Source organism: Pseudoalteromonas sp. Isolate6 (genome assembly GCF_022398435.1).
GTDB lineage: Bacteria > Pseudomonadota > Gammaproteobacteria > Enterobacterales > Alteromonadaceae > Pseudoalteromonas > Pseudoalteromonas galatheae.
Genome location: NZ_JAKEVK010000004.1, coordinates 18,731 through 30,939 on the forward strand (window position 1 = coordinate 18,731; position 12,209 = coordinate 30,939).

Here is a 12,209-nt window from a genome sequence, read left to right on the forward strand (position 1 = left end):
CGCCTCTTAAGATAACCAGCTCGCCACGGCATCTAAGCTCTCATAAGCCGTCATATCTACCTTGAGCGGTGTGATAGCGGCATAACCGTTGTTTACAGCATGAAAATCCGTGCCTTCACCAGCGTCACTTTCATGACCTAACGTGCCATACCAGTAAACACTTCGACCCCACGGGTCTATTTGTTCGGTCATGGTATCCGCTTTATGGCGTGAGCCTAATCGAGTGACTTTGATCCCTTTTAAGTCACTTAATGGAATATCAGGGACGTTGATATTAATGATTTGGTCTTTTGGTAGCGGGTGGTTTGCAAGCTTTTTAATGATCTCTACCGTGACATGTGCTGCCGTTTCGTAGTGGGCTTCATTTTTAGAGCAAAGAGAAACGGCAATCGCAGGTAAGCCCACATGTCGACCTTCAGTGGCCGCCGCAACAGTACCTGAATACAGCGTATCATCGCCAAGGTTAGCGCCATTGTTGATCCCTGCAACGACTAAATCCGGCAATTCATCCATCAGTTTGTTCACTCCAAGGTGAACACAGTCGGTTGGCGTGCCATTCACGGAGATAAAACCATTATCTAGCGTAGTCGCTCTGAGTGGGTTTAATAAGGTTAATGAGTTACTCGCACCGCTACAATTTCTATCTGGACCAATGACGGTTACGTCCGCGATTTGTGATAACGCTTGATACAAGATAGCAATGCCCTTGGCGTGAACACCATCGTCATTACTCAATAGGATCTTCATATTTCACCTCTTTTTCTTGTTAGACAATGAGTATCTCACTGCTGTATCGACTCTTCATGTTTATTAAACTTTTTACTGGCATCTTTATGATTAACAAGCTCTCTGAGCAGCGCCGTGGCAAAAGTTCCTTTTGGTAAACTGAATTCAAGGGTTAGCGTACTGTCGTCAGCCATACTCACCTTTAGCGCTTCGGGTATTAATCTAAGCGCTCTACGCTCATTTTTCATCCCAAATTCTGCCAATCCTTCGTGCCATTTAGCAAAAGGTGCCAACCATTCACGCTCTTGCGGCAATAAGCCCCTTTCACCTTTACCAACCAATGGCGCCGAAAGCAAAATATCGCCATTCAGTAACCGCTCGATGAGTTCGCAATCAATCTCTGAGTCAAAAAAGGCGTTACTACCGCTCAGTAAAAAGATTTCACGGTGCCAAGTCGTTGCCAAACCATGCTCTGCCACGCGGCGACTGACGACTTCGTTGAACAGATGAGAGCGAGCGGCTGAAAGCACCAGCCCTCGGAGCTTTTTATCGCGGATCTTTTCACCGTCAAATAACCTATCTGCCATGGCTAAGTTGTGGCCATCATGACCAAAACGTTGTTCTCCAAAATAATTAGGAACCCCTTGGCGTACAGCATTAATACGCGACAGAATATCAAGTGGAGCAGTCACGTTTCTGAGGGTAATGGCAAAACGATTACCCTTATGACAACCTGTTTTTAACTTTCGATTGTGCCGTATTTGTTGCACCACAAAAATAGAGTCACTATTTAATGCACTAAAATCTGTCGACTTTTTAATTGGCACCGGCACACTAAACCACTGCGTACAAACACCGTGTCTGTCTTTAATCCCAGCATAGCTGACATCTCGCGGTGAAATTTGGGCAAATTCTGCAAGCTTTTTAGCGACAAATGCGGTGTTTTCTCCCTTTTTAATGATCTGCAAACAAACGTGCTCACCTTCACCAGTAAAAGGAATATCTAAAATTTCTTCGACTCTAAAGTCTTCTGGTTGTGACTTATAATCGCCGTCAGATAACGGTTTGCCATAAAGATAATTGAGTGTCTTCATGCTTTTACCAATAGCACCACGGCATGGCTTGAGATCCCTTCTTTACGTCCTTCAAAGCCCAGTTTTTCGGTGGTGGTTGCTTTAACATTAACTTGGTCTAGCTGCGCTTCACAATCCGCAGCAAGATTACCGCGCATCGCATCAATATGCGGTCGCATTTTTGGTGCTTGTGCGACAATCGTGACGTCGATATTGCCTATTTGATAGCCAAGCGCTTTCACTTGTTCCATCACGCGGCGTAATAAAATACGACTGTCGATATTTTCAAATTCACTCGCGGTATCAGGAAAGTGCTTACCAATATCTCCCAGCGCAAGCGCACCCAACAAGGCGTCACACAAAGCATGAATTGCCACATCACCATCGGAATGAGCAATAAAGCCCTGTTCGTAAGGAATTTTTTCCCCACAAATCGTCAATGGGCCGGCTCCACCAAATTTATGAACATCAAATCCGTGGCCAATTCTAATCATGCTGTTTACCTTGTTGTTGAATTATAAACTCCGCCAGAGGTAAATCCTCCGGAGTGGTGATCTTAATATTATCTGTGCGTGCGGCTATCAACTGAACTGGTTTTTTTTGTAATTCCATCGCTGATGCTTCATCTGTAACATTGGCGCCTTGCGCTAACCCAAGCTCCAATGCCGCCAATAACTCTTCATACTTAAACATTTGCGGTGTGAAAGCCTGCCATAGAGACTCTCTTGGCACCGTTTTTTGCACCAATTCAGTACCACATTTAATCGTATCTTTAACTTTGGCAGCCAGTATGCCACCTTGTCCTTCATTAACACACTTTGCTATCAAGTGATGAATATCTTCAAGCGCTACTAAAGGTCGAGCCGCATCATGAACTAACACCCAATCAGGGCGACTTGGTGCCAACGCTTTTAGCGCCAGTAAAACGGAGTCGGCACGTTCTTGTCCACCTTCACAGTGGCTAAAACGGCTATCAGGCAGTAACGCCGATGAAAAATATCCATCTTCTTTGGAAACGGCGACCATAAATTGATCGACGCACTCAAGTCCAGCTAGTTTTTCCAGTGTGTGTACTAAAATCGGTTTGCCTAATAGTGGAATATATTGTTTAGGCATCTGCGCCTGCATACGGCTGCCAACCCCAGCAGCTGGGATGACGACTGCAAGTTTATCGTTTCTTTTCATGAGGTACTTTCGGTAATACACGGATAAAAGTTTCGCCAGGTTTAATCATGCCAAGTTCATGACGGGCACGCTCCTCAACTCCTTCAAGGCCGAGCTTTAAATCTTCGATATCCGCTTTTAATAATTTATTTCGTTTACTGAGATTAGCATTGGTTTCTTGGTGCGATTTAACCACGGATTTTATCCGAGTGTAGTCCTCCACGCCGTTGTGGCCGAACCAAAGTCTGTACTGAATAAATAGCGCTAAACCCAACAGCGCTAACTGAAAAAATCGCATTGCTTAATCCAAACTTCTGTTTTTTGAGTCGATTAGGATCACTGACTCATTTTTGTTTTTTGTACTTGTGGCCAATTAATTGAACTGGCAAGTAGCATTTCTCTTAGTGTCAGCCTTCGTGGTACTACCGCTTTGCCAAAATGCCAAGAGTGGCCACAACAGGCTGCGACCATTAACGCTTTAGTCGGCTTGAGCAATTGTACACGCGCTTCATCACTTGCTTGTAAGCTATTGCCATTAACACTAAACCAGCCAAATTGGTTGCAGTGCAATTTGTCAGCCTCACCCACTTGGTCGACACTGTCGAGCCTAACCGTTGTCCCTGTCGGTTCTGCGTATAGCACAGGAACCACCAGCCCTACTTTCACCTTAGTAGTAAAAAATGCTGCGTTGGCAGCCTCATCACATTTAGGCTGTGATTTTTGCTTAGCTAACCAACATCCATTAAAACTATCTAGCTCAAGCGGGACATCACCATGAATAATATGTGTGGCCGCGCGCTCAACATAATACGGCAGGCTGTTTAACAAACGCTGAAGGCGAGTATGATCGGAGAGTTCAGCAAGTTTCGGCAACTCTCTGGCATAAAATACGTTTACAAGCTCGGCAAATACAAGGCGAGATGCTTCGTCATACCAGATTGTATTTTGCTGTTGCTCCAAAACGCCTCCCGTCAATGCAATCTACTTTAGTAGACTGGTGTACATCCTTTATACACTAGCCATGTTTCAAATCAAAGCAAACTGCTCTGTTGTACTTGCTTACGGCTTGGTTCCTAATTTTGCTTGCCCCTCAGCCATAAATTGTACTACTGAACTGCGTTTTTTTCCTATTAAGAAACTACCGTCAGTCAAAAACATAAAGTTCTGCCAACATCGCTTAAATACATCAAAGCGGGTCTCGATCACATCATCTCGAGAGAGACAAAAATACACGGTGGTATTAGCTTGCCAATCAAGAAATTGCTCGATAATTTCAGGAAACGCTTCTCCTGCTTCCCACGGCTGCTCCCAATTGAGGGTCTCTTGCCATGAGTCCGCTTTACCAACCCAGTCGGTTTTATCAAAGAAATCAGGGTGATCTTTTTCGTTGCTTATCATAGTGCTCCAAAGCACCGCAGCACGCGCCGCTGACATTGGTTTTATCAATGCCAGGTCAGATTCTTCGATTGGAAGATCTTTATGTTTGAAAACCCAAGCTTTCTTATAATCGTCCAGCGCAATATAATTCATCTTTAAACACCTTCAGTCTTAATGGCACGGATTATAACATTTCAGCCCGTCACGTACGGCTTTTATTTTTTGGAGCTTGAATTAGTGGATATCACACCTGGAATTTACCGCCACTACAAAGGAAAACTTTATCGTGTGCATGCTTTGGCAACGCACAGTGAAACGCAAGAGAAGCAAGTGGTTTATCAAACCTTATATGGAGATATGAGCTTTTGGGTTCGACCACTTGAAATGTTTTTAGAAGACGTTTTGGTCGAAGGCGAAGCGGTGCCTCGCTTCACCTTAATCGAAACCGAAGCAGGGTTGGCAGCGAAAAGCTGATTGTGGCAAGATGAGTCTATCTCATCTGACCACAAGAAGTTGAATTATGTTTAAAGGTACTGATCAATATATTGCTACCTCTGCACTACAACAGGCCGTGAATGCGGCCATCGTTTTAGAAAAACCACTCCTAATTAAAGGTGAACCTGGCACAGGCAAGACCTTACTCGCCGAAGAACTGGCAAAAAGTTTAGATACAGAGCTAATCCAATGGCATATAAAGTCAACCACCAAAGCCCAGCAAGGCCTGTACGAATACGATGCGGTCTCGCGTTTGCGCGACAGCCAGCTTGGCGATCCTCGCGTTAACGACGTAGGCAATTACATCATCAAAGGAAAATTATGGCAGGCKTTTACCGCCACAAAACGTCCCGTTTTGCTCATTGATGAAATCGACAAAGCTGATATTGAATTTCCCAATGATCTACTGTTAGAACTCGATAAAATGGAGTTTCATGTCTACGAAACTAACGAGCAAGTAAAGGCAAAGGTGCGCCCTATCGTTATTATTACTTCAAATAATGAAAAAGAGCTACCAGATGCCTTTTTACGCCGCTGCTTTTTCCACTACATCGATTTTCCAAACAAAGAAGAGATGCAGCAAATTGTAGACGTACATTTTCCACATATTAAAGCGAATTTAGTACAACGAGCACTCGAAAGCTTTTTCCAATTACGCGACACACCAAACCTAAAGAAAAAGCCAAGTACGAGTGAGCTACTCGACTGGTTAAAACTATTATTAGCGGAAGATATTTCCCCTGACACGTTGCATGACAAATCTAACCAAGGTGGCCTAATGCCGTTATTTGGTGCGCTACTTAAAAACGAGCAAGATGTTTCTTTGGTTGAGAAACTCGCCTTTATGAGCCGCCGCTGATCATGCTCATAGATTTTGTGCTCACCCTTAGGCGTTACGGTATCAAAGCGAGCCTGCGCGAATTACTAGACTGTTTAGAGGCGCTGGATAAAGAAGTTTGCTTTGCCGATCTAGACGGTTTTTACTTTTTGGCAAAAACCATCTTCGTCAAAGATGAAACCTTGTTTGATAAATTCGACCGTGCGTTTGCTGATTACTTTGAGGGAATAGAATCAATAGACCTCTTCTCACAACTTCAACAGCAGCAATTACCAGAGGATTGGTTGCGTAAAGAGTTTGAGAAATCGCTGTCTGAAGAAGAAAAAGCCAAATTGAACGCCATGGGAGGACTCGATAAGCTCCTTGAAACGCTAAAAGAACGCTTGGCAGAACAACAAAAACGTCACGCAGGCGGCAATAAGTGGGTTGGTACAGGTGGCACTTCGCCTTTTGGCGCTTACGGCTATAATCCTGAAGGAATACGTATTGGCCAAGATGGAAACCGCCATCGCAGAGCAGTAAAAGTCTGGGATAAACGTCAGTATCGTAATCTTGACAGTAATACCGACATCAGCAGCCGTAATATTAAGCTCGCACTCAAGCAGTTGCGTAAATTTGCACGCAGCGGAGCAAGTGATCAGCTCGACCTTAATGAAACCATTCGCGCTACCGCAAGACAAGGCGGCATGTTAGATGTGAAAATGGCTCCTGAGCGACATAACTCAGTGAAGGTATTGATGCTGTTTGATATTGGCGGCTCTATGGATGACCATATCCAGCTTTGCGAACAACTATTCAGTGCCGCACACAGTGAATTTAAGCACCTTGAGTTTTTTTACTTTCATAATTGTGTGTACGAGCATGTTTGGCACGATAATAACCGTCGTGACAGCGAATTGCTTGATACTTATCAGCTAATTAACCGATACGGCTCAGACTATCGACTAATATTTGTTGGTGACGCGACAATGGGTCCCTATGAAATCACCTATCCCGGCGGTAGCGTAGAGCATTGGAATCAAGAAGCAGGTGCTACTTGGCTGAATCGTTTAACCAATCACTTTAGTAAGGTGGCTTGGCTTAACCCTCAGCCGCAAAGCTATTGGTCTTATTACCATTCGATAGAGCTAATAAATCAACTAATGCAAGACCGAATGTATCCGCTAACAATAGAGGGACTAAGTCAGGCGTTTAAAGAGTTAAGCTAAAGCAGTGCTGCTTGCAAGGTAAGCACCTTGCAAGCAATGATGCGAAGTTAGTCATTCGCTTCGATAGGTTCTAGTTGTAGTTTTGAAGCAATCAATACGGCTTGAGTACGATTATAGACACCCAACTTTCTGAAGATAGCAGTGATATGTGCTTTCACCGTTGCCTCTGAAATATTTAGCTCGTAGGCAATTTGCTTATTCAGCAAGCCTTCGTGTAAATATTGCAGCACTTTATATTGTTGCGGTGTGAGCGAGGCCACTTGCTGAGCAAGTTCTTTGTCTTCACCTTCAAGTTCAGCCACTTTATCTTTCATGCCTTCTGGCAACCACGTATCACCTTCGAGCACTTGCTCTATGGCTTCGGTAATTTGTTCTACTGACGCCGCTTTTGGGATAAAACCCATCGCGCCATATCCCATCACTTTAGAGATGATAGAAAGATCTTCGCTTCCCGAAACCACAACAACTGGAAGACTTGGATGATCCTCACGGATCCGAATTAGTCCATATAAATCACCATTGCCCGGCATATGTAAATCGAGCAGGAGTAGGTCTAGTTCTTCTTGTTGTTGTAAGACCGAGAGCGTAGTGTCAAAGTTTTCAGATTCGAATACCTCTAATCCTTCAAACTGCGCTTTTAGAGCCCCCTTAAGCGCCTCTCGAAATAGAGGATGATCATCCGCGATTAAAAACTGATACATGCTATGCTCCTAAAAAATCGGCTGTTATCGTAAAGATAACAGCCGTTATAGTATGTTTATATTAGGTCGCAATTCAAGTTATTCAGTTAACGATTCAATCTATTCTCGATTAATTCATCAACCACACTCGGATCGGCAAGTGTAGAAGTATCTCCTAACTGTTGATACTCATTGGCTGCAATCTTACGCAAAATCCGGCGCATAATTTTACCTGAACGGGTTTTAGGTAAACCTGGAGACCATTGGATCATGTCAGGGGTTGCAATTGGGCTTAGCTCTTTACGCACCCAATTTCTCACCTCTTTAGTTAACTCGTCTGATACCGCTACTCCTTCATTTGGCGTGATATAGACATAGATCCCTTGGCCTTTAATATCGTGTGGATAGCCCACCACAGCCGCTTCAGCAACCGCTTCGTGAGCGACTAACGCACTTTCAATTTCAGCAGTACCGAGGCGGTGGCCTGAAACGTTAAGTACATCATCCACACGACCGGTGATCCAGTAGTAACCGTCTTCATCACGGCGACAACCATCGCCCGTAAAATAAACGCCCGGATAAGCCGAGAAGTACGTTTGTTCAAAGCGCTCATGGTCGCCATAAACCGTACGAGCTTGTGAAGGCCAGCTATCCAAAATCACCAGATTACCTTCGGTTGCGCCTGTGAGCATATTACCTTCCGCATCAAATAGTGCAGGAGCAATACCAAAGAATGGACGGGTCGCAGAACCCGGCTTAAGTGCAGTAGCGCCAGGCAGTGGCGTGATCATGATGCCACCAGTTTCGGTTTGCCACCAAGTATCGACGATAGGACAATCGCTATTACCAATTTGTTCGTAATACCAAGACCAAGCCTCTGGATTAATTGGCTCACCGACCGAGCCCAAAATACGTAAACTATCGCGCTTAGAACTTGCAGTCGGCTCGTCACCTTTCGCCATCAAAGCACGGATCGCAGTAGGTGCAGTATAAAGGATTGTCACACCATGTTTATCAACAATTTCACCCATACGCCCAGACGTAGGATAGGTTGGCACGCCTTCGAATACAACTTGAGTACAACCATTCACAAGTGGACCATAGGCAATATAACTATGACCTGTGATCCAACCCACATCCGCGCTACACCAGTAAATATCATCCTCTTGCAGATCGAATACATACTCATGGGTCATTGATGCATACACTAGGTATCCACCTGTAGTATGAACTACCCCTTTAGGCTGACCGGTAGAGCCCGAGGTATAAAGAATAAAGAGCGGATCTTCCGCATTCATCATTTCAGGTTCACATTCAGCAGGTTTATCAGCAACTAATTCATGCCACCATACGTCGTGAGTATTCCATTCAACATCGCCACCTGTTAATTGATGCACAACCACATGCTCGATAGTGGTGACGCCAGCTTGCGCTACCGCCTCATCAACATTTGCCTTAAGCGGCACACAATTACCACCGCGACGGCCTTCATCTGAAGTGATCACCACTTTAGCACCAGAATCTTTAATACGATCTGCAATCGCTGAAGGTGAAAAGCCACCAAACACAACGGAATGGATAGCACCAATTCTTGCACAGGCCTGCATGGCATAAATTGCTTGTGGAGTCATCGGCATGTAAATAGCGACGCGATCACCCTTTGCAACTCCTAGGCTCTTAAGGCCATTAGCAAGCTTTGCGACTTCATCATGTAGCTGTTGGTAGGTAATATTTTCTGTTTGTTCTGGGTTATCACCTTCCCAAATCAAGGCGATTTTATCGGCGCGCTTTTCGAGGTGTCTATCGATACAGTTATAAGAGGCATTTAGTACGCCGTCTTCATACCATTTAATATTGATATGGCCTTTGTCGAATGAGGTATTTTTAACTTTACTGTAGGGTTTGAACCAATCTAAACGTTGACCGTGCTCTTTCCAAAATTCTGCGGGGTCATCAATCGACTTTTGATATAGTTCTTGATATTGCTCGTCGTTGATTAATGCTGCGTTCTTGATTTTTTCAGGAACTGGATAAATGCTCTGTGACATAGTCATCTCCATTATATTTAGAGGTCTAGGTCTGCTAGACACGCTTTTCCTAAGGATCACTCAGCCTTGGGTGTTTAAGTATTAGACCTTAGTTGTAGAACACCTGCAAACGTAAAAGTTTCATACAACTTACCGATTGTACCTAATTTAACACAAACGTTATGATCGCCTTATCCTCCACTCATTTACCGTATGCCACCTTAGTCTAATAGACCAATAGGTAATTGAGTAAAAACCAACCTTAAACAACAGTTAGTGATGATTAAAATGAATATCGGCTGCTGCCAACTTCAAAGCACAGCTATTGAGGAACTGAATTATGACAACGAATAATATTAATAAAAAACTGCTCGCGGTTGCTATCAGTAGTCTCTGCGCTCTCCCTGCCACCGCAGCTGAAATTGGCGATACCAAAGTCAATTATGGTGGCTATATCAAGCTTGATGGCATTTGGAGTGACTTTTCTGACGGCGCATTGGGTGCACAAAATATCGGCCGAGATTTTTACGTCCCAGGCACTACGCCTGTCGGGGTTAATTCCGATAGCGATGCTGTATTTGATATGCATGCTCGTCAATCTCGCTTTAATTTAGCCACTGATACTAAGCTGGATGATGGCAGTAGTATCAAAACTAAGATTGAACTGGACTTTATCGCTTCGGTCGGTGGCAATGAGCGTGTCAGTAACTCTTACTCGCCACGTGTACGCCAAGCTTTTGTGACCTATAAAGGCTTCTTGTTTGGTCAAGCTTGGTCAAACTTTCAAAATGTTAGTGCATTACCAGAGACTTTAGACTTCGTCGGCCCAGCTGAAGGTACCGTTTTCGTACGTCAAGCCATGGCAAAGTACACCAAGGGAAACTGGTCTTTTTCTATTGAAAATCCAGAAAGCACGGTTACCACTGCAGATAGTGGCCGCGTCGTCACAGATGACGCTAGCATGCCTGATTTCACTGCACGTTACACACACAAAGCTGATTGGGGTCATATTGCGGTAGCGGCACTTGCGCGCCAAATTACCTATAAAGTCGGTGGAGCTGATGAGTCTGAAAGCTCATTTGGGGTCAGTGCATCCGGCCGTGTTAATTTCGGTGACAATAACTTGAAGTTTATGCTGACACAAGGTCAAGGGCTTGGTCGTTACGTAGGCCTAAACGTCGCTAATGGCGCGGTATATGATGGTAACTCGTTACATGCAATTGATTCGACATCGGGCTTCATCGCTTATCAACATAGCTGGAACGACCAGTTCCGCTCAACATTCTTATACTCATTCTTTAATGCTGATAACGAAAGCGATTTGTTGGCGATAACTGGCGACCCGACAAAATCAAGTATGAGTTACAGCGCAAATTTACTTTATTCACCCGTGAAAAAACTTACTTTTGGTGCTGAATATAAGATGGGTACTCGGGAAACAGAAAGTGGCCTTGAAGGTGATTTAGACAGACTACAACTTTCAGTGAAGTACGTGTTTTAAGGGTTTGTTATTTTAATAGGCTACTACCAATTCACTTCCTAACTGCGGCCTATTGGCCGCTTTTTTATTGTTGGTCGCGATGTGCTTTTTCGAGGCATAAAGTCGCTGCTACGGTGTGTTTTTTGCGGTATGAAAGATCGCGGCTACTCATGGGATTTCATCGTCTAGCGTTGTGACCATATTGCGCCAAAAAAAACCCCGCTGGCTGGCGGGGTTTTACAATCATATAAAAAGCATCATCTTATTGAGCTTTTGCATCCTTCATATAATCAAAGAACTTGCTGTCCGGTGATAACACCATAACGTCATTCTTGTCTTTAAAGGTATTTTTATATGCTTCAAGCGAACGAACAAACCCGAAAAACTCAGGGTCTTTATTATATGCTTTAGCGTAAATGTTTGCCGCCGTTGCATCACCTTGACCGCGAACCGCACGAGCGTTACGCTCAGCATCTGCAAGCATAACTGTCACTCGACGATCAACATCAGCACGGATGGTCTCCGCCTTCTCTTGACCTTCTGAACGGTGCTCTTTCGCCACAGCCTGACGCTCCGCACGCATACGCTGGTAGATTGAGCTGCTTACTTCGTTAGGCAAGTTAATCTGCTTAACACGGACATCCAGCACTTCAATCCCAAGCTCACTCGCACTTTCCGACGCTTGAACTAGCGCTTCTTCCATTAGCTCGCTACGTTCACCAGATACTATTTCTTTAATAGTACGTGAACCGAAGTTTGTTCTTAGACCGTTGTTAACCTTTTGCTTAAGTAGCGTTTCCGCATACTGCTTATCACCACGCGCACGTAGGTAATAAGCGCTAAAGTCATTCACGCGCCACTTCACGTAAGAATCCACGATTAGATCTTTCTTCTCGCTCGTTACGAAACGATCAGGTTGACCATCTAAGGTTTGGATACGTGCGTCTAATTTACGTACTTGGCTAAAGAAAGGAACTTTCAGATGAAGGCCTGGTTCATATACCAACGCATCGCCATTCTCATCTTTTTGTACCTTGCTAAATAGCAATACAATCGCTCTTTGACCTTCGTTTACTACAAAGATACCAGAGAAAGACATGATCACGGCAGTGACTAATAGAAGTAGACTAAAATTCTTCAT

At 44.3% G+C, this 12,209-nt stretch carries 14 protein-coding genes; 4 read left to right on the plus strand and 10 right to left on the minus strand.

Annotated elements, in window-relative coordinates:
* Positions 1 to 6: 6 nt before the first annotated feature.
* The 7 genes from surE to L1D50_RS00970 form a co-directional block, all read right to left on the minus strand.
* On the minus strand, positions 7 to 747 hold the full coding sequence (gene surE, locus L1D50_RS00940; RefSeq protein ID WP_010377409.1) for a 5'/3'-nucleotidase SurE: 741 nt from the start codon (positions 745 to 747) through the stop codon (positions 7 to 9).
* Positions 748 to 782: 35 nt separating this feature from the next.
* Positions 783 to 1,820 (minus strand): tRNA pseudouridine(13) synthase TruD, encoded by a 1,038-nt coding sequence (locus L1D50_RS00945; protein WP_138524491.1) that lies wholly within the window; start codon positions 1,818 to 1,820, stop codon positions 783 to 785.
* Positions 1,817 to 2,293 (minus strand): 2-C-methyl-D-erythritol 2,4-cyclodiphosphate synthase, encoded by a 477-nt coding sequence (gene ispF / locus L1D50_RS00950; protein ID WP_128728657.1) that lies wholly within the window; start codon positions 2,291 to 2,293, stop codon positions 1,817 to 1,819. The genes L1D50_RS00945 and ispF overlap by 4 nt, the downstream gene beginning before the upstream one ends.
* Positions 2,286 to 2,984 carry a 2-C-methyl-D-erythritol 4-phosphate cytidylyltransferase gene (ispD, locus tag L1D50_RS00955; protein ID WP_138524493.1) on the minus strand — a complete coding sequence of 233 codons (699 nt, stop codon included), beginning with the start codon at positions 2,982 to 2,984 and terminating at the stop codon, positions 2,286 to 2,288. The genes ispF and ispD overlap by 8 nt, the downstream gene beginning before the upstream one ends.
* Entirely contained in the window at positions 2,968 to 3,261 is a 294-nt protein-coding gene (gene ftsB / locus L1D50_RS00960) for a cell division protein FtsB (protein WP_239965328.1), read from the minus strand. The genes ispD and ftsB overlap by 17 nt, the downstream gene beginning before the upstream one ends.
* A gap of 38 nt (positions 3,262 to 3,299) precedes the next feature.
* Positions 3,300 to 3,938, minus strand: a complete 639-nt coding sequence (locus L1D50_RS00965) for a hypothetical protein (RefSeq protein WP_193554591.1) — start codon at positions 3,936 to 3,938, stop codon at positions 3,300 to 3,302.
* 84 nt (positions 3,939 to 4,022) lie between these two features.
* On the minus strand, positions 4,023 to 4,493 hold the full coding sequence (locus tag L1D50_RS00970) for a DUF2947 domain-containing protein (RefSeq protein ID WP_128728660.1): 471 nt from the start codon (positions 4,491 to 4,493) through the stop codon (positions 4,023 to 4,025).
* A gap of 84 nt (positions 4,494 to 4,577) precedes the next feature.
* On the opposite strand from L1D50_RS00970, the gene L1D50_RS00975 reads away from it, so the two are divergent.
* The 3 genes from L1D50_RS00975 to L1D50_RS00985 are packed head-to-tail and all read left to right on the plus strand — an operon-like array spanning position 4,578 to position 6,881.
* Positions 4,578 to 4,814 (plus strand): DUF1653 domain-containing protein, encoded by a 237-nt coding sequence (locus L1D50_RS00975; RefSeq protein WP_239965342.1) that lies wholly within the window; start codon positions 4,578 to 4,580, stop codon positions 4,812 to 4,814.
* Positions 4,815 to 4,857: 43 nt separating this feature from the next.
* Positions 4,858 to 5,694 carry a MoxR family ATPase gene (locus L1D50_RS00980; protein WP_239965343.1) on the plus strand — a complete coding sequence of 279 codons (837 nt, stop codon included), beginning with the start codon at positions 4,858 to 4,860 and terminating at the stop codon, positions 5,692 to 5,694.
* Positions 5,695 to 5,696: 2 nt separating this feature from the next.
* Positions 5,697 to 6,881, plus strand: coding sequence for a VWA domain-containing protein (locus L1D50_RS00985; RefSeq protein ID WP_138524499.1), 1,185 nt, complete (start codon positions 5,697 to 5,699; stop codon positions 6,879 to 6,881).
* Positions 6,882 to 6,928: 47 nt separating this feature from the next.
* Here L1D50_RS00985 and L1D50_RS00990 read toward each other — a convergent pair whose 3' ends face one another.
* Positions 6,929 to 7,582 (minus strand): response regulator transcription factor, encoded by a 654-nt coding sequence (locus L1D50_RS00990; protein ID WP_010377395.1) that lies wholly within the window; start codon positions 7,580 to 7,582, stop codon positions 6,929 to 6,931.
* An 86-nt stretch (positions 7,583 to 7,668) separates the two neighbouring features.
* Positions 7,669 to 9,609 carry an acetate--CoA ligase gene (gene acs, locus L1D50_RS00995; RefSeq protein WP_239965329.1) on the minus strand — a complete coding sequence of 647 codons (1,941 nt, stop codon included), beginning with the start codon at positions 9,607 to 9,609 and terminating at the stop codon, positions 7,669 to 7,671.
* Between the two features lie 319 nt (positions 9,610 to 9,928).
* Here acs and L1D50_RS01000 point away from each other — a divergent pair, with 319 nt between their 5' ends.
* Positions 9,929 to 11,089: a DcaP family trimeric outer membrane transporter gene (locus L1D50_RS01000; protein WP_138524503.1), complete on the plus strand. Its 1,161-nt coding sequence runs from the start codon at positions 9,929 to 9,931 to the stop codon at positions 11,087 to 11,089.
* A gap of 241 nt (positions 11,090 to 11,330) precedes the next feature.
* Here L1D50_RS01000 and hflC read toward each other — a convergent pair whose 3' ends face one another.
* Positions 11,331 to 12,209 carry a protease modulator HflC gene (gene hflC, locus L1D50_RS01005; RefSeq protein ID WP_026000905.1) on the minus strand — a complete coding sequence of 293 codons (879 nt, stop codon included), beginning with the start codon at positions 12,207 to 12,209 and terminating at the stop codon, positions 11,331 to 11,333.

Excerpts from the sequence above, each read along its gene's own strand:
- surE (WP_010377409.1), bottom strand. The coding sequence starts at position 747 with ATGAAGATCCTATTGAGTAATGACGATGGTGTTCACGCCAAGGGCATT.
- L1D50_RS00945 (WP_138524491.1), bottom strand. The coding sequence starts at position 1,820 with ATGAAGACACTCAATTATCTTTATGGCAAACCGTTATCTGACGGCGAT.
- ispF (WP_128728657.1), bottom strand. The coding sequence starts at position 2,293 with ATGATTAGAATTGGCCACGGATTTGATGTTCATAAATTTGGTGGAGCC.
- ispD (WP_138524493.1), bottom strand. The coding sequence starts at position 2,984 with ATGAAAAGAAACGATAAACTTGCAGTCGTCATCCCAGCTGCTGGGGTT.
- ftsB (WP_239965328.1), bottom strand. The coding sequence starts at position 3,261 with ATGCGATTTTTTCAGTTAGCGCTGTTGGGTTTAGCGCTATTTATTCAG.
- L1D50_RS00970 (WP_128728660.1), bottom strand. The coding sequence starts at position 4,493 with ATGAATTATATTGCGCTGGACGATTATAAGAAAGCTTGGGTTTTCAAA.
- L1D50_RS00985 (WP_138524499.1), top strand. The coding sequence starts at position 5,697 with ATGCTCATAGATTTTGTGCTCACCCTTAGGCGTTACGGTATCAAAGCG.
- L1D50_RS00990 (WP_010377395.1), bottom strand. The coding sequence starts at position 7,582 with ATGTATCAGTTTTTAATCGCGGATGATCATCCTCTATTTCGAGAGGCG.
- acs (WP_239965329.1), bottom strand. The coding sequence starts at position 9,609 with ATGTCACAGAGCATTTATCCAGTTCCTGAAAAAATCAAGAACGCAGCA.
- L1D50_RS01000 (WP_138524503.1), top strand. The coding sequence starts at position 9,929 with ATGACAACGAATAATATTAATAAAAAACTGCTCGCGGTTGCTATCAGT.
- hflC (WP_026000905.1), bottom strand. The coding sequence starts at position 12,209 with ATGAAGAATTTTAGTCTACTTCTATTAGTCACTGCCGTGATCATGTCT.